General features: G+C 63.3%; 24 protein-coding genes and 1 pseudogene. 9 read left to right on the top strand and 16 right to left on the bottom strand.

Annotated features, from left to right (window positions below):
* Positions 1–12: 12 nt before the first annotated feature.
* Genes ASH00_RS03255 through ASH00_RS03245 form a run of 3 tightly spaced genes read left to right on the top strand, consistent with a single transcriptional unit; the run spans position 13 to position 1,893 of the window.
* Positions 13–300 (top strand): antitoxin, encoded by a 288-nt coding sequence (locus tag ASH00_RS03255; protein ID WP_082565859.1) that lies wholly within the window; start codon positions 13–15, stop codon positions 298–300.
* A 3-nt stretch (positions 301–303) separates the two neighbouring features.
* Entirely contained in the window at positions 304–795 is a 492-nt protein-coding gene (locus ASH00_RS03250; protein WP_056544945.1) for a DNA alkylation repair protein, read from the top strand.
* 60 nt (positions 796–855) lie between these two features.
* Positions 856–1,893 carry an isopenicillin N synthase family dioxygenase gene (locus tag ASH00_RS03245; protein WP_056544942.1) on the top strand — a complete coding sequence of 346 codons (1,038 nt, stop codon included), beginning with the start codon at positions 856–858 and terminating at the stop codon, positions 1,891–1,893.
* Positions 1,894–1,905: 12 nt separating this feature from the next.
* Here the strand turns inward: ASH00_RS03245 and ASH00_RS03240 are convergent, their stop codons facing one another.
* Both ASH00_RS03240 and ASH00_RS03235 read right to left on the bottom strand, forming a co-directional pair.
* Positions 1,906–2,811, bottom strand: a complete 906-nt coding sequence (locus ASH00_RS03240; RefSeq protein WP_056544941.1) for a ribonuclease Z — start codon at positions 2,809–2,811, stop codon at positions 1,906–1,908.
* Positions 2,812–2,829: 18 nt separating this feature from the next.
* The gene (locus ASH00_RS03235) at positions 2,830–3,231 is read right to left on the bottom strand and encodes a VOC family protein (RefSeq protein ID WP_056544937.1); all 402 of its coding nucleotides are present in this window, start codon (positions 3,229–3,231) and stop codon (positions 2,830–2,832) included.
* A gap of 103 nt (positions 3,232–3,334) precedes the next feature.
* Between ASH00_RS03235 and ASH00_RS03230 the strand changes: the two genes are divergently transcribed.
* Positions 3,335–3,685 carry a hypothetical protein gene (locus tag ASH00_RS03230; RefSeq protein ID WP_157358980.1) on the top strand — a complete coding sequence of 117 codons (351 nt, stop codon included), beginning with the start codon at positions 3,335–3,337 and terminating at the stop codon, positions 3,683–3,685.
* On the opposite strand, the gene ASH00_RS03225 is transcribed toward ASH00_RS03230, so the two are convergent.
* A complete protein-coding gene (locus tag ASH00_RS03225; RefSeq protein WP_235563138.1) occupies positions 3,682–4,950 on the bottom strand; it encodes a multidrug effflux MFS transporter in 1,269 nt (422 codons plus the stop codon). The two genes, ASH00_RS03230 and ASH00_RS03225, sit on opposite strands and share 4 nt — an antisense overlap.
* 90 nt (positions 4,951–5,040) lie before the next feature.
* Here ASH00_RS03225 and ASH00_RS03220 point away from each other — a divergent pair, with 90 nt between their 5' ends.
* The 3 genes from ASH00_RS03220 to ASH00_RS17150 are packed head-to-tail and all read left to right on the top strand — an operon-like array spanning position 5,041 to position 7,486.
* Positions 5,041–5,727 carry an ABC transporter ATP-binding protein gene (locus ASH00_RS03220; RefSeq protein WP_056544931.1) on the top strand — a complete coding sequence of 229 codons (687 nt, stop codon included), beginning with the start codon at positions 5,041–5,043 and terminating at the stop codon, positions 5,725–5,727.
* Positions 5,727–7,247, top strand: a complete 1,521-nt coding sequence (locus ASH00_RS03215; protein WP_056544928.1) for a DUF6297 family protein — start codon at positions 5,727–5,729, stop codon at positions 7,245–7,247. Before ASH00_RS03220 ends, ASH00_RS03215 begins: the two co-directional genes overlap by 1 nt.
* Before the next feature lie 50 nt (positions 7,248–7,297).
* Positions 7,298–7,486: a hypothetical protein gene (locus ASH00_RS17150; protein ID WP_056544926.1), complete on the top strand. Its 189-nt coding sequence runs from the start codon at positions 7,298–7,300 to the stop codon at positions 7,484–7,486.
* 80 nt (positions 7,487–7,566) lie between these two features.
* On the opposite strand, the gene ASH00_RS03205 is transcribed toward ASH00_RS17150, so the two are convergent.
* The 5 genes from ASH00_RS03205 to ASH00_RS03185 form a co-directional block, all read right to left on the bottom strand.
* A complete protein-coding gene (locus ASH00_RS03205) occupies positions 7,567–7,890 on the bottom strand; it encodes a hypothetical protein (RefSeq protein WP_056544923.1) in 324 nt (107 codons plus the stop codon).
* A gap of 110 nt (positions 7,891–8,000) precedes the next feature.
* On the bottom strand, positions 8,001–8,897 hold the full coding sequence (locus ASH00_RS03200) for a hypothetical protein (RefSeq protein ID WP_056544920.1): 897 nt from the start codon (positions 8,895–8,897) through the stop codon (positions 8,001–8,003).
* 128 nt (positions 8,898–9,025) lie between these two features.
* Positions 9,026–10,924: an ABC transporter ATP-binding protein gene (locus ASH00_RS03195; protein ID WP_157359037.1), complete on the bottom strand. Its 1,899-nt coding sequence runs from the start codon at positions 10,922–10,924 to the stop codon at positions 9,026–9,028.
* Positions 10,925–11,058: 134 nt separating this feature from the next.
* Positions 11,059–12,792, bottom strand: a complete 1,734-nt coding sequence (locus ASH00_RS03190) for an ABC transporter ATP-binding protein (protein ID WP_056544915.1) — start codon at positions 12,790–12,792, stop codon at positions 11,059–11,061.
* Between the two features lie 119 nt (positions 12,793–12,911).
* Positions 12,912–14,414, bottom strand: a complete 1,503-nt coding sequence (locus tag ASH00_RS03185) for a lipase maturation factor family protein (protein WP_056544910.1) — start codon at positions 14,412–14,414, stop codon at positions 12,912–12,914.
* A 202-nt stretch (positions 14,415–14,616) separates the two neighbouring features.
* Between ASH00_RS03185 and ASH00_RS03180 the strand changes: the two genes are divergently transcribed.
* Positions 14,617–15,429: a hypothetical protein gene (locus ASH00_RS03180; protein WP_056544907.1), complete on the top strand. Its 813-nt coding sequence runs from the start codon at positions 14,617–14,619 to the stop codon at positions 15,427–15,429.
* An 87-nt stretch (positions 15,430–15,516) separates the two neighbouring features.
* On the opposite strand, the gene ASH00_RS03175 is transcribed toward ASH00_RS03180, so the two are convergent.
* Together ASH00_RS03175 and ASH00_RS03170 are read right to left on the bottom strand one after the other, a co-directional pair.
* Complete coding sequence (locus ASH00_RS03175; RefSeq protein ID WP_056544902.1) at positions 15,517–17,193, bottom strand: alkaline phosphatase D family protein; 1,677 nt, start codon at positions 17,191–17,193, stop codon at positions 15,517–15,519.
* 94 nt (positions 17,194–17,287) lie between these two features.
* Entirely contained in the window at positions 17,288–17,989 is a 702-nt protein-coding gene (locus tag ASH00_RS03170; protein WP_056544897.1) for a GntR family transcriptional regulator, read from the bottom strand.
* 43 nt (positions 17,990–18,032) lie between these two features.
* On the opposite strand from ASH00_RS03170, the pseudogene ASH00_RS16325 reads away from it, so the two are divergent.
* Positions 18,033–19,045 (top strand): annotated as a pseudogene (locus tag ASH00_RS16325) (FAD-binding oxidoreductase); the annotation flags it as partial.
* A 150-nt stretch (positions 19,046–19,195) separates the two neighbouring features.
* On the opposite strand, the gene ASH00_RS03160 reads toward ASH00_RS16325, so the two are convergent.
* The 6 genes from ASH00_RS03160 to ASH00_RS03135 form a co-directional block, all read right to left on the bottom strand.
* The gene (locus ASH00_RS03160) at positions 19,196–19,864 is read right to left on the bottom strand and encodes a DsbA family protein (RefSeq protein WP_056544890.1); all 669 of its coding nucleotides are present in this window, start codon (positions 19,862–19,864) and stop codon (positions 19,196–19,198) included.
* A gap of 91 nt (positions 19,865–19,955) precedes the next feature.
* On the bottom strand, positions 19,956–20,606 hold the full coding sequence (locus ASH00_RS03155) for a cation diffusion facilitator family transporter (protein WP_056544887.1): 651 nt from the start codon (positions 20,604–20,606) through the stop codon (positions 19,956–19,958).
* Positions 20,603–20,950, bottom strand: a complete 348-nt coding sequence (locus tag ASH00_RS03150) for an ArsR/SmtB family transcription factor (protein ID WP_056544884.1) — start codon at positions 20,948–20,950, stop codon at positions 20,603–20,605. Before ASH00_RS03150 ends, ASH00_RS03155 begins: the two co-directional genes overlap by 4 nt.
* Before the next feature lie 43 nt (positions 20,951–20,993).
* The gene (locus ASH00_RS03145) at positions 20,994–22,106 is read right to left on the bottom strand and encodes a hypothetical protein (RefSeq protein WP_056544881.1); all 1,113 of its coding nucleotides are present in this window, start codon (positions 22,104–22,106) and stop codon (positions 20,994–20,996) included.
* A 457-nt stretch (positions 22,107–22,563) separates the two neighbouring features.
* Entirely contained in the window at positions 22,564–22,881 is a 318-nt protein-coding gene (locus tag ASH00_RS03140; RefSeq protein ID WP_200954736.1) for a helix-turn-helix domain-containing protein, read from the bottom strand.
* 8 nt (positions 22,882–22,889) lie between these two features.
* Complete coding sequence (locus tag ASH00_RS03135) at positions 22,890–24,029, bottom strand: tyrosine-type recombinase/integrase (protein WP_235563137.1); 1,140 nt, start codon at positions 24,027–24,029, stop codon at positions 22,890–22,892.
* Between the last annotated feature and the right edge of the window lie 85 nt (positions 24,030–24,114).

The raw sequence follows: 24,114 nt of genomic DNA, 5'->3' as shown, positions 1-24,114 counted from the left end.
AAGGAAACGGTCATGGCTGGATTTGGATCGCTCGGCAAAATCGCAATGGGACTTGCGCGTAATCCCAAGGTTAGGGAAGCCCTCAACAGCCCTCAGGCGAAGCAGATGGGCAGCAAGGTTGTGGATCGGGTAGCCGAGGCCGCGGACAAAGCCACCAAGGGTAAGCACCAGGACAAGATCCAGAACGCCCGCGGTCAGGCCCAGAAGCACCTGGGCGGCCCCGACGACGGCCCGCAGGCTCAGGGCCCCGGAGCCGGACCGCAGGCGCCGGGGAGTGATCCCGGAAACCCGCGCCCCTGAGCATTGACCGAGGCAGCGGATTTCATTGATGCCGCGCTCCAGAGGGAAGCCTCGTGGGAGCGGGCAGATGCACTGAACTCGCTGGAAGACGGCTTCTGCTACTACGGCGCTTCGGTAGGTGCCATCCGGGGCGCCGTTCGTGATGCCCGCCGCAAGTTCCGCCACCTGACGCACGACGAGGTGGCCTTTCTCAGCTCCGAACTCTGGGGCAACTCGCCGGTGTTCGAGCGGCGGCTCGCTGCAGTGGTCCTTCTGCAGTCGAGCGTTCCCATGCTTCGGAACACTGACTTGACGAGGATTGAAGGTTTTCTGCGGGAGTCGCGGACGGAATCTCTGGCCGCTCCACTGGCGGCCGACGTCGTCCGGCCGCTAGTTGCACGCCTCACGGGACAGGACCGCATGAAGGCGTTGGCCGTCGTCGGCCGTTGGGCGCAGGACCAGGAACCCATGCTGCGCCGGGCCGCAGAAGTGGTCCGGCAATCCCTTCCCGCCTGAATGAAACATTGCGTCATAAAGAGAAGTATCAGGTAGGGGTGCTCGCGTTAGGCTCCATCAATGACCCATACCCAGCGATCGATCCCCGTGCTCGATCTCAGCACAGCCCGCCGCTCTGACGGCTCTTTCGACCAGGACTTCATCGAGCAGCTGCGCGAAGCCGCCCATGCCGTGGGGTTCTTCCAGATCATCAACTACGGCGCTGCTCCGTCCCAGGTGGATGACCTGTTCAGCGGGATGAAGCAATTCTTTGATCTGCCGGTGGAGGAGCGGCTCACGCTCGACAATCGCAACTCCCCGCACTTCCGGGGCTATGCCCGGCTCGGAACCGAGGTGACGCGCGGCCGTGCGGACTCCCGCGAGCAGATCGATTTTTCGCCCGAGCGCGAGCCGGTTCCCGACTACCCGGAGGACCAACCGTACTGGCTGCTTCAGGGGCCCAACCAGTGGCCGGGAGAGAGCCTGCCGGAGCTCGAGAGCCGGGCGATGGGCTGGGCTGACCTGATGTCCGAGGTCGGTGCGGAGCTGTTGTCGGCGATCGCCGTTGCCTTGGGCCAGCACGAGGAGCACTTTGCGGACCTCTTCGAGTCCACGCCGGCCTGGATGGCCAAGCTCGTGCACTATGTCGGCGGGCTGGAGGGTTCCGGCAGCCAGGGCGTCGGACTCCATGCCGACTACGGCTTTGTGACGCTGCTCCTGCAGGACGAGGTGGGCGGACTTGAGGTGCTTCCGCCCGGTACGGACACACCGATTCCGGTCGAACCCATTCCGGGGGCGCTCGTGGTGAACCTCGGCGAGATGTTGGAGGTGGCCACCGGAGGCTACCTTGCAGCAACCATCCACCAGGTGCAGGCGCCGCCGCCCGGAGTGGACCGCTACTCCGTCCCGTTCTTCTGGTCGCCGCGCCTTGACGCGGTGGTCCAGCCCGTTTCGCTTCCGCCCGAGCTGCAGGCTGCAGCCCGCGGGATCTCCGATGACCCGGAAAACCCCATGCTGTCCTCCTACGGCATGAACGTGCTCAAGGGGCGGGTGCGTGCCCACCCCGACGTCGCCGAACTGCACCATCCGGGGCTGGGAAAGGTTCTCTCCAAGCGCTGAGTCGGCAGGAGGCTAGGGCAGCGAGCGGCGCTTGGGAAGCGGGATGCGGTCGAGGTCGTTGGCCGCGATAACCTGCGTGCTGTTGGCATCTGTTCCGACGACGGCGGCGCTTGCCTGATCTTTCAGCACTCCGACATCCGGGTAGCGGGACGAGAAGTGCGTGAGCACCAGCGTGTGTGCGTGTGCGTTCCCAGCCAGCGCGCCTGCCTGCCCCGCGGTGAGGTGCAGGTACTCGGCGGCGAGGCCGGCGTCGTCGTCGCTGAAAGTAGACTCGGCAACCAGAAGGTCCGCGTTCTCGGCGAGTGCCTCGGCTCCCGCACACTCAGCGGTGTCCATGACAAAAGCGAAGGTTTGCCCCGGCCGTGGCACGCTGACGTCCTCAAGCGAAGTGTCGCGGATCCGCCCCTTACGCTGCAGGCGGCCGACGTCCGGACCCGTGATTCCTGCCGCGGCCAGACGTTCCGGCACCAGGCTCCGTGACGCCGGTTCGCTGAGCCGGTAGCCGTAGGCCTCGATCCGGTGCCGCAAGGGCTGCACCTCAAGCCCGTCGGCGATGGCACCGGCGGATCCGTGTGGGCTGAGCCGGAGGTCGATGCCCGGCGTCGCGAGGGACACGAGGGCGCGGACAGCTTCCTCGCCGGAGGCGGGGTAGTGCAGATGCACCGGGTGGGTAACGCCGTCGAGCACCATGCGCGAGAGTACGCCCGGCAGGCCGAAGCAGTGGTCGCCGTGCAGGTGGGTCAGGCAGATGCGGGTGATGTTAGACGTGCTGACACCGGCGTAGGTCATCTGCCGCTGGGTTCCCTCGCCCGGATCGAAGAGCAGCCCCTCGCCGTCCCACCGGAGAAGGTACCCGTTGTGGTTGCGGGTCCGGGTGGGAACCTGGGAGGCGGTGCCGAGGATCACGAGTTCGCGCATGGAGTCGAATCTGTCAGCTCACACTTCGGGCTCGTAGCCGATGAGCCAGTGAAGCCCGTGACGGTCAATGACCTGTCCGTCGGAGGCGCCCCACGGTTTTGGTGCGAGGGGATCGACCACGGTGCCGCCGTCGGCCAGTTTGTCGAACCAGGTATGGAGAACAGCCGGTTCAGCGGTTCCCAGCAAAGAGAGCATCATGCCCTCGAACCGGACGCTTTTGTCGCCGGCTCCTGCATCCGAACCGCCCAAAGCAACAACGCCGTGGAGTTCTCCGTGGGCAATGGCATCAGGAGTGCCCTCGCTCCTGCCGAAGTCCTCATGCGTGTGCAGGGAGAGCTCTCCGCCGAAGACGCCGGCGTAGAAGCTCAGAGCTTCACGCGCTGTACCGGGGAAACTTACATAAATCTGCGGGGCTGTCATGGGCTCAGCCTACTCAAACGGGCGAGGAGCCGTTCGGATACCACCACCACGGGATGCGTTTCGGCTTCGGCTGCATGGGTCGAGTCTGCCAACGCTGACAGGGATGTCTAGCATCCCCACCGGGCCGCGACGAGCGGTAACGTTTGATGCACCACGGCGGCGACAATCGCAGGAGGAAATGATGGACAGCGAAGTAGACGACCACCAGAACCCCGTTCAGGACGGCCTTCAGAACGCGCATAGCCCCATTTCGCGGGATCCGGCGCGGACAGATGATGAGCGGGTGGAGGATCGAGCAGCAGATAAGGCCGAGGATAAAGCCGCGGATGAAGCCGAAGATGAGGCGAAGGGCGCTGCTGAGGGCGTCAACGAGGCACCCGGTCCTGCCGAGGATGAGGACAACAAAGGCGACGACGACCGGAAGCTGACAACGGACACCAGCCCCAGCGACTAGCGCTGTTCGGTGGGTTGATCTTCGGGCACGTCGAACGCGCGCCAGCCGCACTTGCGGAACACCGGGGTCCCCACAAGCAGTACGACGACGGTGAGCGCCACGGTGCCGAGCATGACAACCGCCATGGATCTGGCGTCACCGCCGAGCAGGCCGACGAGCGGGCTCACGATTCCTGCGACCCCGGACTGCAGCGCGCCGATGACTGCCGCAGCCGTGCCAGCCATATGCCCGTAGGAGTTGAGTGCGAGAACCGATGCGTTGGCCGGGATCATGCCCTGGGTGCCAAGGACCAGCCACAGGGCGGCGCACAGCCCGATGACACCGCCGAAGCCGGTGGCTGCCACGGCTACAAGAATCAGAGCGAACACGAGTTGCGCAACGGACGCGGTGCGCAGCAGCTTGGCCGGCGCAACCCTGCGGACCAGCGACGCGTTCAGCTGGGCGGACAACACCAGGGCAACGCCGTTAAGCGCGAACACCAGTGCAAAATGGCCCTGGCTGAGGCCGTACTGGTCCTGGAACACAAACGGGGAACCCACCACGTAGCTCATGATCACGCCCAGCCCCAGCCCGGGGATCACGGCGAGGGACATAAAGCGGACGTTCCGCAGCAGCTGCCAGTAGCCACCGGCCACCCTGGCGGGCCGGGCGGGACGCCGTCGTTCAACCGGAAGCGTTTCGGGCATGAACCGCCAGACGATCACCACGAGGGCTGCGCCGATGAGCGCAAGCGCGTAGAACACCGCACGCCATTCCCAGACGCCGGCGATGGCTTGCCCGATGGTGGGAGCGAAGAGCGGTGCAACGCCGATCACGAGCATGAGGCGGGAGAGGAGCCGCGCCGCATCAGACCCGACAAACCGGTCACGGATGACCGCGATGGCGACGACGGCGGCGGCAGCGTTGAAGAAGCCCTGCAGCACCCGCAGCACAATCAGCGTGCCGATGTCCGGCGCGATCGAGCAGAGCAGCGAGATGACCACGTGCAGCGTGATCCCGACAAGGAGTGGGAGCCGCCGACCGAAGCGGTCGGACAACGGGCCGATCACCAGTTGCCCGACACCGCCGCCCAGCAGCATGCCGGACAGCGTGAACTGCACGGCCGCCTGGCTCGCCTGCAGGTCCTCCGCTACCGCGGGAAGCGAGGGTAGATACATGTCGGTGGTGACCGCGGGCAGGGCGGCCAGCGCGCCCAGCATCAGGATGTACTTGATCCCGGGTACATAGCGGGGAGTTTTGGCCTGGGGCGCAGGCAGTTCAGTCACTCGATCAACTGTAAACCGATTATGAGCCGCGCGGCGGGGGAGTTGAAACGTTACGCGGCCACGGCCGTGCCTCCCCGCTAGGGTTGGAGGGTGAGTTCACGGGGGACTGTTCTGGAGGCCGAGCGCCTCGTTGTCGGCTACGCCGGTGCGCCGGTCTGCGGTGAGATGTCGGTGGCCGTCGGTGCGGGAGAGGTGCTCGGCGTCGTCGGTTTCAATGGGGCGGGGAAGTCGACGGCGGCACGCACGCTTGCCGGCCGGCAGCTCCCGATTTCGGGGGAAGTGAAAGTCCACGGATTGCTGGCAAATCCCGACGCCGTTGCCTTCCGGCGGGAGGTGTCCGCCGTCTTCGACGAGGACCTGTTCTTCCCGTCACTCACGGTCCGCGAACACCTGCTGCTGGTTGCACGCGGGCATTCCCTCCCCGATCCTGAGGAACAGGTGGAGGAGGAGTTGAGCTTCTTCGGCCTGCAGGAGCGGGCGGACGTCGTGCCTGAATCGCTCTCATCGGGCCAGCGCCGGCGCACCCTGCTCGCTGCGGGTTTGATGCGGCCGGCCTCGCTGCTCATCCTCGACGAGCCGGAACAGCGGCTGGACCCGGTGATGCGCGAGGCGCTTGGCCGGCGCGTCCGGTCATTGGCGGACGGCGGGGCAACGGTAGTGCTCGTCACACATGATCCGCAGCTCCTGCTGGACACGGCAACCTCCTGCCTGGTCATCGATGACGAGGTGACCCTCGCAACGCCGGAGGTGGCAGCGGCCATCATCGCGGGCGCCTGATGAGTAAGGCGACGGAGACCGGCACGGCCGGTCGCGCCGGGGAAATCGTCAGGTTCACTCGGCGGTCCGCTCGGCGCTACAACCGGTCCCGGACCTCGTTGCCTGAACTCTTCGTTGACGTCTACGTCAGCGTTCTCGCTCTCGGGTGTGCGGTTGCCCTCGCGGTGTCTTTCGTGCTCGCGCTGCGTGGTGAATTCGCCCAACGCTCAGCCACGGACGGCGGCCTTATCGCCGACCCGGTACTCGTCCTCCCCAGCCAGGCACTGGAGGTTCTGCTGACCTTCGCGGCGCTTGCCGCCGTCGTCGTTCTTGGCAGGAGGCTGGGACCGCTCGCGGTGGGCGGGCCTGAGAGCACGTGGTGGCTTTCGCTGCCGGTGGACCGGCGGCCGATGGTCTGGGGTCCGTTCCTGCGGCGTGCCGTGCTCGCCGGTGCTGGCGCAGCTCTGGCCTACGTCCCGGTCAGCGTCCTGGGTGCTCTGGATCGGACTGTTCTGAGCCATGCCTATGCTGCCGCAACGTTCGGAGCTCTCGTGGTGGCCGTGGTAGGCATTGCCGCATTGCTCCAGGGGAGGCCACAATCCGTTGGGCTGAAGGTGGCGGCGGCAAGCCTTGTGGTTGCCGGCGCGCTGGTCACCGTGCTGGTGCCGTCAGCGTGGTCGTTCGGTGCAGGACTGGTGATTGCCAGCGCACTGTTGGTGCTCGTTTCATCGCGCGCGGGGTTTGTCCCCGGTGGTGAGCTCACCCGTGCGGGGGCCGTGTCGGGGCACGTAGGTTCGTCGCTGTATTTGATGGATTCGAATGAGTTGTTCCGTGCCGTCCGAGCTGAGTCACGTACCGCGTACCGCCGCGGTGCCCGGTTTTTTGCCCTGCCCACGCGGGGTCCGTTCGCAGCACTGCTGCGCGCCGACGTCGTTGCTTTCCTGCGCCTGCACCCTACGCCGACGACGGCGGTGCTCTGGCTGGTTGCGTGTGTTGCGGTGATGCTTGTAGACGGCGGGCTGCCGGTCTTTGTGCAGCTGGGCGCTGTCGTTCTCGCTGGGTGCGCAGCCGCGTCGGGTTTTGGGACGGTAGCGCGGAGAGCGGCACTGGTGCCGGAGCTCGATGGGCTGGTGCCGGTGAACCCGGCACTGGTTCGGGCCAGCCGGGCTGTCATGCCAGCCGCCACCATGGTGCTGTGGATGGCACTGCTCGGCGGGGTGCTGGTGGTCCTCGGAGCGGCTGGACCGATGCTGATCGTGGTGTCGGCACTCGCCGGAATCGGGATGGGTGCGGGTACCGTTCGTGGTGCCAGCCGCCCTGCGACGGACTGGTCAGCGCCACCTGTTGAGACTCCCTTCGGCCCCGTCCCTCGCGCGCAACTGGCAGCCTTGCTGCGGGGTGTGGACGTGACTGTTTTGAGCCTGATGCCGGTGGTCCTCACGCTGTACCTCGGCGTGGTTGCGCTGCCGGTGCTTGTTGTTCAAGCGGTGATCAGTGGCGTGGTGTTCCTGGTGGTTGCGATGACCAACCCGCACGGCTAAGCCTCAGTAGGCTCTTTCGGTCTCTGGGAGACGAGTGGCAGAATTCTGGCATGACTCACCAGTGGCTGAGCGTCTGGTTCATCGCGCGAATGTTCGAAGACATGCGGCACAGGGTGCTTGGATTCTCGAATGCCGTGCTGGTTGACGCAGAATATAGTGCTTACGATGATCAGCCACTTGATGAACCAGGTGAGTGGGGCGATCTCGCCTCATTCCGTGAGGCCGCCGCTCGATCTTGAGCAGTGAAGGGTCAAACTTCGATCGCCTCAACGACGAGTCATCCAAGCGCGACTGCGACGGAGGAATTGATCGATCGCGCTCAGGGCATTCCGCCCGTTCCGACCTGCCCCTGGACGCCGGCTCCCGGAAATTGGTGCGGGTTCTGCGGGCGGTCATCGTCGAACGGCCTGTCACTCGATTCTTCCCTGTAGGTGCGGGCACGGCTGAGGTCTCGTTTGCGTGCTTTCATACCGAGGAAGAACATGGTGATTCCCTCCAGCAGCAGAAAGGCGCCGACAGCTGCAAGGAACCAGTCCAGTCCACCGGCTGTGCCCTCAAGGATGGTGCTAAGCGGGGCCAGGAATAGGAAGAAGCCGGCAAGCAGCGACGTGCCGCCGGTGAGTAGAAGTTTGGTGTAGGTCAAGACGTTCCCCTTGAATGGTCGTATTCCATTCAAACAGCCGCAACGGCGAAGCGGAACCCGGCCGGGCGCTTGAGAGGGTTCGCCGCCGTTGCCGACGGCGAACCGCGCTCCTAATAGCTGAATCGGCGGGGGCTTTCAGATCCGGCGAACGTGTAACCGTTCCAGCCGGTTCCAATTCGATCGGGAGTACTCCATTTACCATCCCATAACCCGTAGTAGTAAAGAATTCCGTCGTGCGTTCGGGCTAGAAGGCCAGGGTGGGTGATTTGGGTGGGGCAGTTACAGATGAGTCCATCCCCCTGATAGCCGGAATACGCCGCGACCTCATTCATTACGCTCCAGCCCGTACCAACTACCGGGCGGGGCTCATTGATGAAGTTTCCGTTGCCATCGGTTCTGTACCGGAGCAATTTCCCTGTTGCAGACTGTTGGGCCAGGATGTCCGCTTTGCCGTCGAAGTCATAGTCAAGGAGTTGATGTTGCAGAGAACGGCTCCATCCCCGACCTTCGATCACTCGTGGAGACAATGCGCCTCCGGAAAGATTGGGGTAGTTGTACAGGATTTCTGTGTCCAGATTCACCGCAATTATCGACGGATATTCATCGGATACTTTCCACTGGCCAACTGAGATGTCGTACGAACCCCAACCTGTTCCGATGGTTGTCCGGATGAATCCGCCCTCTCGCTTGCCGAGGTAGAGGTGGAGGTCTCCGTTTTTACCTACTGCGATGATGTCCTCGATGTAGTCCTGATTCCAGTCCACTGTTTTCAGGTCGCGCATGACATTCCAGCCGGAGCCGATTTGATGGCGGCTCCAGGTAGTCTCTCCGCTGGGGCGGTAGTCCCACAGCTTTCCATCGGTGTCGAACGCTATAAGGTCGCCTGCGCGAATGGACGGGGTAGGGGCGGGTGGCGTCGGCTCAGCCTGCGCTGGAAGAGCGGTGAAAGTGGTGGAGAGGATAAGGGTGGAAAGCAATCCCACCCGAATTTTGGACAGCAATGTCATCGAGAGTTCCCCTGGGATTAGAAGTGAATAGCTCCATTATTAGGGGGTTTAACGGATACGCCGTGCCTTACTCCAGTACCGATTCAGTAACGGCGATAAAGATTCAGTAACTCTAGAAAATAAAACCTCTAAACCGGATTAGTCGCCGCCGCGAATTGCGACATGTAGAGCCGGTAGTAGGCTCCCTGTGCTTCAAGTAGGTCCGAATGGCTGCCCTGCTCCACGATCCGGCCGTCCTCCATCACGAGGATGATGTCAGCGTCGCGGATGGTGGACAGGCGGTGGGCGATGACGAAGCTCGTACGGTCTGTCCGCAGCGCAGCCATGGCATGCTGTACCAGTAGCTCCGTCCGGGTATCAACCGAGCTGGTGGCTTCATCAAGGATCAGCAGCGACGGACTGGCGAGGAATGCCCGCGCGATGGTGATCAGCTGTTTCTCACCCGCACTGACGTTGTTGCCTTCCTCGTCAATGACGGTGTCATAGCCGTCCGGCAGCGCGCGCACGAAGCGGTCCACGAAGGTGGCTTTTGCCGCCTGCATCACCTGTTCCTGGGTGGCATCCAAATTGCCGTAGCGGATGTTCTCGTAGATCGACCCGCCAAAGAGCCAGGCATCCTGCAGCACCATGCCCACCCGGGAGCGCAGCTCCGCGCGGCTGATCCGGGTGATGTCCACGCCGTCCAGGGTGATGCGCCCGGAATTGAGTTCGTAGAAGCGCATCACGAGATTCACCAGAGTGGTCTTGCCGGCGCCGGTCGGACCCACGATCGCCACTGTCTCACCCGGTTTGGCCGCAAAGGAGAGGTCTTCGATCAGCGGACGATCCGGCGTGTAGCTGAAGCTCACGTGCTCGAATTCAACGTGGCCGGTTGTCCGGGCCGGCAACGAGGCGATGGCCGTGTCAGGGCCCTGCTCCTCGGCGTCGAGGAGCTCGAACACCCGTTCGGCCGAAGCAACTCCTGATTGCAGCATGTTCGCCATGCCCGCCATCTGGCTCAGCGGCTGGTTGAACTCCCGCGAGTACTGAATGAACGCCGTCGCCTCGCCGAGGGTCATTGAACCGGACGCGACGCGCAGTCCACCTACCACTGCGATCCCCACGTAGGACAGGTAGGAGATGAACTGCATGACGGGCATGATCATCCCGGAAACAAATTGCGCACCGAAGGACGCCTTGTAAAGATCCTCGTTCTTCTGGTCGAACTGCTCGAGCGATTCCTTCTCCCGGCCGAAAACCCGAACCAGGTCATGACCGCTGAAGGACTCCTCAATGTGCCCGTTCAACTGGCCTGTGTTCTTCCATTGCTCCGCGAAAAGCTTCTGGCTGCGGACGCCAATCAGCCCCGCTCCCAGCGCCGATAACGGCAGCGCAACCAGCGCTATGAGCGCGAGCTGCCACGAGACCACAAACATCATCACAGTGATGCCGATCAGGCTCAGCGCCGACATGATGAGCTGAGCGAAAGCCTGCTGCAGCGCCTGCTGGACATTGTCGACGTCGTTGGTGACGCGGGAAAGCAGGTCCCCGCGCTGCCGGGTGTCGAAGTAGTTCAGCGGGAGCCGGTTCAGCTTGGCCTCCACATCCCGGCGCAGATTGTAGACCACCCGCATGACCACCTTGTTCAGCAGGTATCCCTGCAGCCACATGAAGACCGAAGACACCAGGTACATGCCGAGCACAAGCAGAATGAGCCGGCCGAGCAGGGTGAAGTCGATGCCCGCGCCGGGGGTCAACTCCATGCCGGAGAGCATGTCAGCGAACTGATCCTGGCCTTCTGCCCGCAGCCCTTCAATAACCTGTTGCTGGTTGGCGCCGTCGGGAAGGTTGCTGCTGATAACGCCGCTGAAGATGACATCCATGGCGCTGCCGAGTACCCGCGGTGCAATGACATTGAGTACGACGGCGATGACCACCATCGCGAGCACCACCACGATGGCGGTTTTTTCCGGTGCCAGCAGGCTGAAGAGCCGCTTGGCGGACGGCCAGAAATGTTTGGCCTTCTTTGCCGGGGTGCCGCCGAACATGTCTCCGTCAGCTTCGGACGGCCGGAACTCTTCGTCGAGCACCTGTGCTTCGGCGTCCGCCGCGGCGCCGGGTGTGGGGGCAACAACCGGGTCGATGGTCCGGTCTTCATCGGGACGGTAATCTTTGTCCGTGCTCATGCCACCTCCTCGGCCGTCGTCTGCGATTCAACGATTTCCTGGTACGTAGGCGAGGTCTCGAGCAGCTCCTCATGCGTACCGCGGGCGACGATTTCGCCGTTCTCCATCACGAGGATCTGGTCGGCCTCGGTGATGGTGGTGACGCGTTGGGCCACGATGATTACCGTGGCGTCCCTGGTTTTCGATTTCAGCGCGGCCCTCAGGCGGGAATCGGTGGTGACGTCGAGCGCCGAGAATGAGTCGTCGAAAAGATACACCTTCGGTTCGGCTACCAGTGCCCGCGCGATGCAGAGCCGCTGACGCTGCCCGCCCGAGACGTTGGTGCCACCCTGCGAGACCGGAGCCTGAAGCGCGTGGTCTTTCGCGCGGACGAAATCCGCTGCCTGGGCGACTGTGAGCGCGTCCCAGAGGTCGTCGTCGTGCGCGTTGGGGTTCCCAAACCGCAGGTTATGAGCAATGGTGCCCGAAAAGAGGTAAGGACGTTGCGGCACCAGCGCTACCCGGTCCGTGATGTCCGGGCGGGCCATGTCGGTGACCGGCACGCCGTCCAGCAGAACCTGGCCGCTGCCGACGTCGAAAAGGCGGGGGAGCATGGAAATCAGCGTGCTCTTTCCGGCACCGGTGCTTCCTACAATGGCAGTCGTCTGCCCGGGCCGGGCAGTGAAGCTGATGTTCTTGAGGACGGGCTCCTCGGCACCCGGGTAGGCGAAGGTGACGCCGCGGAATTCGACCACGCCGGCCTTGGAAGCGGGTTGCAGCGGGCGGTCCGTTTCGTGGATGGAAGGCTCGATGTCCAGGACTTCGCCGATGCGTTCGGCACAAACGGACGCACGGGGGATCATCATGGCCATGAACGTGCCCATCATGACTGCCACGAGGATCTGGAGCAGGTACTGCAGGAACGCGGTGAGCGCGCCCACTTCCATTTCTCCCGCGGCTACCCGGATGCCGCCGAACCACAGTACCGCCGCGGTGGCGAGGTGGAGGATCATGCCGATGGCCGGGAACATGAGGACGAAAAGTGAGCCGACGGCAAGCGAGACGTTCGTGAGTTCCCGGTTTGCGCGGCCGAACCGCTGCGCCTCGTACGGCTCACGGACAAACGCGCGGACCACACGGATGCCGGTGATCTGCTCACGCAGCACACCGTTGATGTTGTCGATCTTGACCTGCATGGTGCGGAACAGCGGCATCAGACGCCAGACCAGGAAACCGACGACGACGAACAGCGCCGGCACGGAAACCCACACCAGCCACGAGAGCGCCGGTTCTTCGCGCAGCGCCATGAAGATGCCGCCGATGCACATGATCGGCGCCGCAACCATGAAATTCAGGCCCATCAGGACGAGCATCTGCACCTGCTGCACGTCATTGGTTCCGCGCGTGATGAGGCTGGGGGCCCCGAAGTGGCTGACTTCCTGCGCCGAGTAGCCGGACACTCGATGAAACACGCTCTTGCGGAGGTCGCGGCCCAGGGCCATGGCTGCTTTGGAGCCGAAAAAGACTGCCGCGATTGCTGCGGCCACCTGGACAAGACTCACCCAGAGCATCACCATCCCGATGCTCCAGATGTACTCCGTGTCGCCCTCGGCAACCCCCTCATCGATGATCTGCGCGTTCAGGCTGGGCAGGAAGAGGGCGGCGATGGTCGAGGCCAACTGCAGCACAACGACAACCGTAACCAGTGGTGCGTAGGGCCGCAGGTATGAGCGGACCAGGGTGATCAGCATGAAGCCGGTTCCTCGAATAGTGGGCTGATGTGGCGGGAGGCCCGTTGTGTTGAGGTGGGATCAGCGCGTCGAACCAAAAGAACCGCATTTCAGATTAGTCCTGAGCCTGCGTCCGGGCATCAACCGAAAGGAGGATCCTGCGCTTGCTCAGCGGGTTGGTGTGTGCTCGCTCGGCGGGGTTGGCCTCCCTTCAGCGACGCCGGATCCACGAGTATTCCGGCTTCCTCGCGCATCCACCACAGTCCGGTCGTGCGCTTTTCCTCCCGCGTGGTGAATCGGTAGCGGAAGATGCGCGCTCTCACGTAGCGGGGCGGCTCGCCGTCGAACGGATCGTGTCTCAGAAGCTTGAGGATTTTCGGGTCCGCTTGCAGTAGCTTCACCAGCAGCGGTGTGAACCAGCCGCCGTCGGATCCGAGAGCCAGGAACCACATGAGCCAGTCGAGGCGCAGGTGGTACGGCGCGTACTGGCGCGGCATGCGGCCGGGATCGCCCGGTTTGCCCCGAAACCCATACTCCTCCCAGTGGGAGGAGGCAGCGCCGTCGTGCTCTACATTGTCCGTCGTTCCTTCGATGATCACCTCGTAACGCACCTTGGTGACGCTGCCGAACGCACCGTACGCGTTCACGAGGTGGAAGCGGTTGAAACTGGCGTTCATCAGCTGCCGCTTCGCGAAGAGGTTCCGCAGCGGCTGCCAACTCAGGTAGGCGATGAAGATGGCCATGAGAACGACGACCGCGGCGAACCAGATCGGCGTCGTTTCGTACGTAGGTGCGATGGTGAAGCCCACAGCTTCGTAGAAGGAGTCCGGCACTGCGCCGAAGGTGAGGACGATGGTGATCCAGTTGAGCCAGGCGAAGTTGCCGGAGATCACCAGCCAGCCCTGAGTCACGATGATGATGACGGCCGCGACACCCGCGACCGGCTGCGGCGCGAAGAGGAAGAACGGCACTACCAGTTGGGTGAAATGGTTGCCGGCGACTTCCATGCGGTGCAGCGGCTTGGGAAGGAGGTGGAAGAAGCGGCTGGCAGGATTCGGCATCGGTTGGGTCTCGTGGTGATAGTAGAGAGCGGTGAGGTCTCGCCAGGACCGGTCGCCGCGCATCTTGATCATGCCCGCACCGAACTCGAGCCGAAACACGAGCCAGCGAATCGCCAGCAGGACCAGGAGCGGCGGAGCTACCTCGTTGGAACCGAGAAAGGCCACCAGGAATCCGGCCTCGAGGAGCAAGCTCTCCCAGCCGAAGCCGTAGAACACCTGGCCGATGTTGACGATCGACACGTACAAACCCCAGAGGATCAGGAACGCGACCATCGGAAGCCACGGCGGGCCGGCCTGGGGAATTCCGATCACGATCAGCGCCGCAATTCCAGCGCCGACCCAGCAGACCGTAAGCAACATCCGGTCCGAGTAACGCCATCGGAACAGCGTGGGGCCGGCGCGTTTCCCCGCCCGCTCAATGAAGCGGGGAGCAGGCAGTAGCCCGTTTTCCCCGAGCAAAGCTGGGAACTGGTTGATGGCGGAGATGAACGCGAGGAGGTAGATGGCGGCCACCCCGCGCTGGAGGATCTGCCGCCCCACTTCGTATCCCTCGGTGTCGAGCACGCCGCTCAACCACTCCATGCGTCAACGAAACGCCTGCACGGAGAGGGCGTCAAGGGCCGCAGATTCCTGGACCGCTACCTGCGCGGTTCTCTCAGCGGTACGCTCAGCGATAGCGCTTGCGCCATGCGATAGCATTCAACCGCTATCCGATGGCCGAATTGCTATCGGGAACCAGCTCGACCGTCGATGAAACGGCCGTGGCCGATTTTTGGGGGACTTCATGAAGGCATCACTGGTAACTTCCTGCGCGCTCGCAGCAGCGCTGCTGTTGACCGGCTGCAGCGGCGGCTCCGATGACGAGCCGGAGGCCGGCCGACCGAGCGCGAGCGCCCCGGCTTCGGCTCAAACCTCTGAGAGTGCGGCGCCGGCACCCACCAGTGCAGCGACCACGGCGCCAACCTCCTCGACGCCGGCCGCGACTCCTGTGGATGTCGAGGCTCCAAACAAGGCAGAACTTGAGGCGAGGGTGACTGCTTTGACTGATGCGCTTGGCGATCCGTTTCAGCTCGTCTCTGCAGAGCAGGCCGCTGCGGGTCTTGAAATCGTGCAGTCCGCGATGGAGGGCGCAGACATTCAGCCCCCCGAGTGCAAGGACCACGCGACCGGGAATGCTGCGGCCTCTGCGGACCTGGCAGCTGGAGCGGTCAGCGGTGTCGGAGCTGCTGACTCATCGGGCGGTTACCTGGCTGTCGTCGTGATGGACGGCTCAACGGAGGACGCAGTTCAGCAGGGGTTCAACGTCAGCCGCGAGGCGCTCGAGAGGTGTGCTGAAGTGACCGCGACCATCCAGGGCAACACCATCACCTCCATCACGGAGGAGGTGCCGCTGGACCTGATTGGCGAAGAATCCTTCGCGCTTCGTGTGACCCAGGAGCTGGGCGGGCAGCCGGTCTTCCACAACCTCTCGGTTACAGCGCGCGGTAACGGAGTGATCGCAAACGTACAGGCGATGAGCCAAGGCCAGCTCGACGGCGTCACCCGGGACCAGCTCGCCGACCTTGCGGCTAAGTTGCTTGAGCCGGCGGGTTCCTAGGTGCGGTCAGGTTGTGATAGCCATGTGGGCACCGGATAGGGGTTGCGGCATCCGATAGGTGTTAACCGCTATCGGGTGGCCAAGGTGCTAACGGGGGTGAGCGGTCGTAGCCTCAACTGCCCGCGGAGCGATGGTGATCGAGGTGACTTCCTTCAGTTGAGGGGCGGCATGGTTTCCACCGCTGACGACGCCGGTGTCCCACCGCAGCTTCAACCCCTCCTCCGTCACTTCCAGGCTTGCGAGGTTGTTGTCGAACCAGGGTTTCTTCAACGTTGACCAGTGGAACGGCGGCTGCGGAACAAATCGCGCGAGCACGCCGCCGAGCGGACCCGCCACCCGTGTGGACATTAGCGCTGCGACCCAGCGCAATGCCGGCCGCAGCGGATTCCGGATGGGAGAGCAGACCGCCTGCAGGACGCGGGACTGCATGGGTTGGTCCACCTCCTCGATGTAGGAAAAGTGAACGTCACCGGACAGGAACGTCACTGTTTCCGGAGCCGCGCCGCGCTGGCCTGTGGCTACCTCCGTGGCCATGGTTGCGACGGCGCGGAAGCTCTCGGGAAACGCCGCCCAGTGCTCCAGATCGATCGCCTGGCGGATCCACTCACCGACCGCGGCGAGGCGTTCACCCCAGCGGCCGTCAGCGAGCACGGCGTTCCAATCCTCGATGTGGTGGAGCCCGCGCGGAAGCAGGAACGGAAGCGACGTGGCCACGAGCAGGTGCCGCCGGTTGCCCTGCATCCGCTCATCGAGCCACTGCAGTTCCTTCCGGTCCAGCATGGAGCGCTGACCGGGTTGCAAGACCCGGGCAGCCCGTGAATCCAGGACAATGAGCCGGGTGTCGCCGAAGTCCCGGCAGAAGCTCCAGCGGTAGCGTTCGGGATTACGGTCCGCTTCCTCCACGACCGCCTCGACGATGGGGCTGAGCTCAAGTTCGCCGGGCCCTTGGTGAGACTTGATAGCTTGCCAGATTTCATCGGCCGCGCGTTCTGACGGAGAAAGGTTCCCGAGGTGCTGGTATACCCAGTAGGACGCCAGGCCGGAGACAATGCGGTCCCGCCACCAGGGGATCGTTGCAACCTTCCTCTTCCACAGCAGGGACGAGTTCCAGTCATCCCGGATGTCGTGGTCATCGAAGATCATGGCGCTGGGAAGAGTGGACAGCAGCCAGCGGATTGCAGCGCCGGACCATGCGAGCCGGTAGATCTGCGTGTATTCCTCGTAGTTGCGCAGCTCGGCATCCAGCTTGGTGTCGATGCCTCTGTCATCCCGGATCAACTGAAGCATCTCGTCGCTTGGAATGTCCGCGTACACCTGGTCGCCGAGGAACGCGATGAGGTCCGGGCGCACTGCCTCATCCCGGGCGGCGAGGTTAAGAGCGAAGGCCAGCAGGGAGTCGGCGCCGTGCGTCTTGTGCGCTGCGAGGTCGTTCGCTTCGCTTGTCCTGCACGATCCGTAAGCGAGGCAGAAGGGTCGCTCCGGGTCAAGAGTCCGGATAGTGGGCGTAGGGAATGGCGACCCTTCTTCCGGCCAAACCTGCTGCCCGTCAATGGTCACTGTGTACGGCGAGCTGGATCTCGGCTCAAGCCCCTCAACCTCAACCAGCGCGTAGTGATGCCCGTGCACAGAAAAAGTGCCGGCTTCCCATTCACGGCCGGAAGCGGTGACCCGAACCCGTGCTTTCCCGCGCGTTTCCACCCACACACTTGCGGTCGTGTCGTCGACATACCGAAGCATGGGTCCAAGTACCAGCGCGCTGTCCATACTTCAGTTCTACCCGTGCATTGCGTGCCGGCGCCATCACTGGACTGGAAGACCTAGGTCGCCGAAAACCTTTGACGATTCTGTGGACCCGCCCTCAGCCGACGTAGTCCTCCCAGAGGCGATCGACGTCGTCGTTCTCGGTGGCCGCACCGCGCAGCAATAGCTTTCCCGTCGATTCGAGATGGCGGCGCATTGCGAGGGACGCGGCGTCCGCGTCGCCGTTTTCGACGGCGGTGAGGATTGGCAGGTGCTCGGCGTAGACATCTTCGAGGGAGCGGGACGTGCGGATGGTGGACATGCCGATGAGCCGCGTCGCGTCCCGCAGGTTCTCGATGATGCGGATGGTGTGGCTGTTGCTCGCGAGGTTGAGCAGGAGTCCGTGGAGGCGCTGGTCGTGGAGGAGGAAGGCACCTTCATCCCCGTCGCGGACCGCCTGCTGCATGGCTTCGCGCTCCTTCTCGAGAGCGGCGCGGTCCCTCGCGCCGGCGCGCCGGGCGGCCTGGGCAGCTGCAGGGACCTCAAGCGCCACCCGCACCGCCATGATTTCCGCCAGTTCGCGGGCTCCCGGGAGTACAACCCGGAAGCCGCGGTTCTTCTCGATCGCCACCATGCCGGTCTCGGCCAGCCGCAGCAGCGCCTCACGAACGGGGCTGCGGGACACGCCCAGCCTGTCCGCCAACTGGTACACCGAGTACAGCTCGCCGGGCACGAATGTGCCGTTTCGTATCCCGTCCCGCACCGCTTCGATGGTGCGCTCGGTGAGCGACGGTGGTCGCGGCGTCTGGGCAGGAGGCATAAGCCAAGCGTAGCCGCGCAAAGGACCGGGATGAGGTAGTAACATGTTACCCATGGCGACGACGCTCACAGCTCCCCGGTCCCTTGTCTCCGAACTGCATTCCCGTGGCGTTGGGGACGCGCGGGCCGACGCAACCTCGCGTGTCGTCTACTCGAGCGATGCCTCGCTCTACCGGATCCAACCTGCCGCCGTCGTCTTCCCGCGCCACCTCGACGAGGTGCTCACCACGCTCGAGGTCTGCCGGGAACGTGGCATCCCATTCACGTCGCGCGGCGCCGGGACCTCTTTGGCGGGCAACGCGATCGGCCGCGGGGTGGTGATCGATTTCAGTCGCCATCTCAACCGTGTTCTGGAGTTCGACGCCGAAAGCCGGACCGCCGTCGTCGAACCCGGCGCTGTCCACGCCACCCTGCAAAAGGTGGCACTTTCCAGTGGACTGCGCTTCGGGCCCGATCCGTCGACGCACACGCGCTGCACCGTGGGCGGCATGATCGGCAATAACGCGTGCGGATCGCGCGCCCTCGCCTACGGCCGGACGGCCGACAACGTGACGCACCTCGACGTGATGACCGGCTCCGGTGCGCGGCTGAGACTGGGACCGGGGGAGACGCCGTCGTCTGCTGAAACAGACGCACTGCGCTCTCTAGTGAGCGCTAATCTCGGGACAATCCGCACTGAACTGGGCAGGTTTGGCCGGCAGGTGTCCGGGTACTCACTCGAGCACCTGCTGCCGGAGCGTGGGTTCGACCTGCGGCGGATGCTGGTGGGTAGCGAGGGGACGCTCGCCGTCGTGCTGGAAGCCGGCGTTCGGCTGGTGACGGATGCACCGCATAAAACCATGGTGGTACTCGGATTCGAGAACATCGGCGAGGCCGGTGACGCCGTGACCTCGGTCCTGCCATTCAAACCCACGGCGTGCGAGGGGCTGGATTCCCGCATCGTCGAGGTTGTGCGCTCGACCTGGCGGGATCCGGTATTCGAAGCCGTAGGTATTCTCTCGCCGTCCTGCTATTTGGAGACCGCGTCGGCGACGAGTTGTTCGAACTCTTCGAGGGTNGGCGTCACCCAGGCCACCGTCCGGATGACGTGGGAGGAAGACTCGATTGTTTGGGACGTCTTCCAGGGCGCCGACACGACCGGACCGGTGATCGCTCACACCTGGCGGGATCCGGTATTCGAAGCCGTAGGTATTCTCTCGCCGTCCTGCTATTTGGAGACCGCGTCGGCGACGAGTTGTTCGAACTCTTCGAGGGTGGCCGGTTCGATTAGTTCCCCGTCGAGGAAGAAGGTTGGGGTGCCACTGACACCGAGACCGATGCCGTCGTTTTTGTCTTTTTCGATGCGATCGGCTGTGGCTGGATCTGCGATGGCCGCGTCATAGGCCACCATGTCTAGCCCCAACTCTTCTGCATAGCCGCGGAAGGTGTCGGCTTGGGATTCCTCGTTGTGTGACCAGTCGGTCTGGGTGTCAAACATCCGGTGGTACATGCTCTCGAATTCGCCCTGCTGTGCTGCGGCTTCCACCGCGAGGGCGGCCGTCACGGAGTTCGGATGTCCCGGGAGGGGGAAGTAACGGGTCACGATGGTCAGTTCGTTCCCGTATTTCACGCTCAGGTCCTCGATGAAAGGCTTGGCGGCCAGGCATGATTCGCATTCGAAATCGAGGAATTCGACTAGGACGGCCTTCTCATTGGTTGCGGTGGACAGACGGTGGCTGTCCGGGCGTACTATCTGCGCCGTGCCTGCCAGTGCAGTCTGGTTCGCGGTGCTTCTGATGTTCGCTGTCACCACGATGGCGATGACGGCCAGTACTGCGGCCAGTAGCAGTCCGATCGCGATCTTGTTGGGTGTGCTCAGCGCGGGGCGGGATGCCATGGGATGGATGTTCCTTTTTTGGCGGTACACGTCGTGCAGGGGTGATCAATCTGGATAGGACATGGACGGAGCCCCAGGATCCAGAAGGAGGTCAGTCGTCATCGTCATCGTCGTCTTCGACGAGTTCGCCTTCCCACGCTTCCTTGCCCTCCCAGATAGCGAAGGCGGCGATGATGAAGCCGGCCACTGGGTCAAGCCAGGTGGCGCCGGTGAGCATGTAGAGGCCCACGCCGAGCAGAGTGGAGATGCTCAGCAGGACGCAGATCTTCGTTTCTGCGGCGTCCGCGAGGATTAGGTTGTCCCCGAGTGCAGTGCCGACTCGCTTTTTCATGACTGCCAGGACAGGCATGATCAACAGGGACAGCACCAGGATGACGATGCTGATCGGGGAGTTCTCCGGTGTTTCGGCTTCGATGAGGCTGCGGATGCCCTCGAACGTCACGTAGGCGGCGAGGATGAAGAATGTCACCGCGACGAGTTTGAGGGCGATCCGTTCCTTGCGTTCATCCGCGTGGCCGTGGCGAAGGCGTGCCGCTAAGCGGATTCCGACGAGAATGGCGGCGATGGATTCGATGCCTGAATCGATGCCGAAACCGACGACGGACACCAGCCCGGCCATCAACCCTACGGTGATCGCGGCCGCGCCTTCCAAGACGTTATAGGCCACGGTGAACTGAGCCAGGCGCAGGCCTTTGCGGGTCAGCTGTTCGATCTTCTGCTCCGAGAGTGTTTCGGTGCTCATCGGGCCTCCTCGGGGTTTCCGTAGTTCGGGCAAAGCGCCACCTTGTTGCCAGTGGCCGTTAGCAGCGCCTCGGCCGCGACCAACGTGTCCATCAGTTCGGGCCGACTCAGCGAGTAATACGTCTGCCGTCCCTCGTTGCGTCCCTCGACCAGGCCGCAGTCACGTAGGCAAGCCATGTGCGCTGACACAGTCGATTGGGCGAGACCCAGATCCCCGACGAGGTCCCGTACCCGTTGCTCGCCCAGCATGAGCCGCCGGATAATCGCCAGCCGCGTTTGGTCCGCCAAGGAATGGAACAGGGCTACGGCAGGACGAACGTCCTCGCCGGTCTCTATGATCGTCACTAGGCGATCATATCGCTGTTGACCGATTATTTGGATTCGTGTTTCATCCAAGCTCGCCCGCGTATGGATTGCGGATCCTCTGGTCGTGAGTTCGGCGTTCGCGCTGTCGTAGCGCTGAGATGTAGCCCTGCCAGTCTCGGCCGGCGCGCCTGGTCCATTTCACGGAGGCAGCGATACTGATTCCGAACAGGTCGCTGATGACCGGTGCGGGAAGGTCAGCAGCCAGGGAGATTAGGGCTGTATTGCGGGCAGGACGCACCCGCAGTTGGTGTTTTCTCATTCTGGTGGCCAGACCCGTGTACGTGATGTGGCCGGAGGAGCCCCTTCCTGGGAAAAGCCACGATGGTCCTTCGGGGTTTGCGGTGATAAGCGATCTGCCTCGCGTGGCGGGGGTGGCCGGTAGCCGGTCAAGAATGAGCCCGAGCGCCGGAGGTACGAGGATGAACGGACCGCCGACGTGAACCGAAAAGCCCTCTATGGTTTTTCCTGGCCTGGTTTTGTCCCCGTGGAGGTGGTCGGTGGTGAGCCGCATGACTTGCGCCAATTGCAGACCATAAAGCAGCACGAGCGCACCAGCTGCGCGCACATCATCGGGGATCGAGTCGTCGGTGAGGCAGCGTGATAACTCAGCCCAGCGCTGCTGCTCGGTCATCCCTGCAGCGGGTTCACGGTCGGGTGATCCGGTCGTTGTCAGCCGCGGTGCCAGATGGTGGCGTGAGGCCCAGCGCAGGAAATCGGAAACCGCTCGGGCGTCCTTCTTTGGGTCAGCGAGCCAAGTGTCAACGGTTCGCTGGTCTAATGCGTCAAGGGGAATGCCGTTGTCTGCCAGCCAGGACAGGAAGCCAATGACCTGATCCAAGCGATTCCAGATAGCGCGGAAGGAGTTGTAGGTGAATTTGCCTGTCCGTTCGAATCGTTGCCGTGATCGCCGCAGTAGCCACCAGGAGCCGTAGGTGTGAACGAGTTGGTGCATCTCGGTTGGAAGGGGAGCAACCTTTTTCGCCAGTAAGGCATCCAGGCGTGCGATGGGTTCATGTCGTTCCGGTAGGGCGCCCAAGTCGACGAGGCTTCGCCGCAAAGACCAGACCTCCCTCTCATCGAAAGTGTCGAGGGCTGCATGATCAACGGCGATGTTCTGGCCGAGCAGCTCCTTCACAACCCGCGCGCCTCCTCGAGGATTGGAAAGCCATTTGATCACCGACCGGGGTCGCCGACTAGTGCTGAGCGCTTCTATGAGAATCGCTGCCGGATCTGCGGGACTTGTGTTGCTCGCGGACGCGAACGCTGCCTGCAGTTGCTCTCGGGCGGCGCAACGCACGCATAGACCGCCCTTGTAAGGTTCTTCACTTCCGCCGCATCGCTGACACAAGTAGACGAACTTGCTGCCCACGCAGCCACCACAAACGGTCGGCGTAATCAGACCGGTAATCGGATCCAGATGCGCACCAGCCACGAGGACGCGTAATTCAGAGCAGCTCGAGCACTGACCCGGCCGCGAGCGGGCCTTCTGGTAGCAGGAGAAGCAGATCGCGCCGATCGGCCACTCGGCGGCCCGCCGAGCGGTCTGCCCGCACGTTACGCATAGGGCAATCACGGCTGGCTCCTATACGAGATCATTCCAAGTTCGGGCGTCGAATGGTCGTACGCCGAACCGGCGGGCTGCTTGCCGATCCGCCACCTGCTGCCGACCGCTTCGCTACCTGGGCATCGACCTTCACAACGGTGATGAGATCATTCGGGGTGCAACTCAGAATGTCGCATAAGGCTGCCAAGATGTCGGTGCTCAAGCGTTGTGGCGCTGAGGTGACAAGTCGGTAGACCTGTTCTCGCGAAAGGTGAATGCCGCGTTCTGCCAGAAGGGGCACCAGATCGGTGGTGGCGAACAATCCGCGTTCGGCCATGCGCAAGCGAAGGTTCCATTCAACGCCCATCTTTCTATTCACGGCGACTCATCCCCTTTTTCGGTCCGCCAAAGGTCAGGTTGGTGCGCCGAGATGGCGCGGCGAAGCAAGGTGTTGCGGTAGGCATCAGAGACTCCGGTGTAGATAGCGGTGGTGGCGGCATAAGCATGACCGACCTGCTCCTGCACGAAGCGCTCCGGATAATCGAACTCGACCAGATGGGTCACATAGGAGTGTCGCAGACAGTGCAGGTCGAGTGTCGGATCAAGTCCTGCCGCATCTCTGGCGGCAACGAAGGCTGCGTTGATTCCCCGCCAATCGAGGCGGCCGCGTCGTTCCGTAATCCATAGCGCAGGATGCTTGCCGGGATCGAAGCGGGGCCTTACTTCATCCAACCATTGACGAAGAACAGGCACCACCCAATCCATCTCCGGCACGAGCATTGCAGTGCGTCGGCGGGGCGGGCCACCTCGAGCCGATTTACCCCATCGCACCATCAGCGCGCCGAACTGGTCGAAGGCGGGGACCTTCGGGTTATGTCGCAGATCAGCAAGATCAAGTCCCCATGCCTCACGCCGGCGGAGCCCGAAGGCGTAGACCGTCTTTAGGATCACAGCATCGCGGTGAGCGGAAAGCACCCCCTTGCGTTTCTGAGCGCGCGCTCTATCGACCCTGTCATCGGCAGCGTCGAAGAGTTGCTGCACCTCGTCGTATGTCAACGGTCGGCGCCCAGGGCGGCCCTCATACTCGCTAGCGTGAACGACCGTGTTCCACTCATCGAGCACCTGCTTCGGGGCCTCCCCGAAGCGCTCGATGCAGACCTGCGACCACCCATAACGACTATCGGTGACGTACTCAAGGAACATACGCAGATCGCCGAGGTAGGAGCGGGCGGTGGACACGGCAATGGGCGCTGACCCATTGGACAGAGAAACGATGAACGCTTCGATCTCAGCTGCTGTCCATTGCCACGGGTACTGATTGGCGAAATCAACCATACGCCGAACAATGCTCATGCGCCGCCGAATGCTATCCGGTTTGAGGAACCGCGCGCGCTGCTGGAGAGCCCATCCATCCAACATTCCATCCAGCACCGCGACTTCAGGGTCAAGGAGGCCCAACTCCTTTACCAGCGCCAAGGGCGCCACTGCTCCGGCGTTCGAATCAAACGTGCTCACGATGTTGCATTAAATACAACATTGCGTCACTCGCGCAACCCGCCTTGCCATTGCTGCCTACAGCGATCTACCGTCATCGATAGTT

This window comes from Arthrobacter sp. Soil782, assembly GCF_001428435.1.
Lineage (GTDB): Bacteria > Actinomycetota > Actinomycetes > Actinomycetales > Micrococcaceae > Arthrobacter_D > Arthrobacter_D parietis.
Note: the sequence above shows the minus strand (reverse complement) of the source record. Positions and strands in the feature narration are given on the sequence as shown.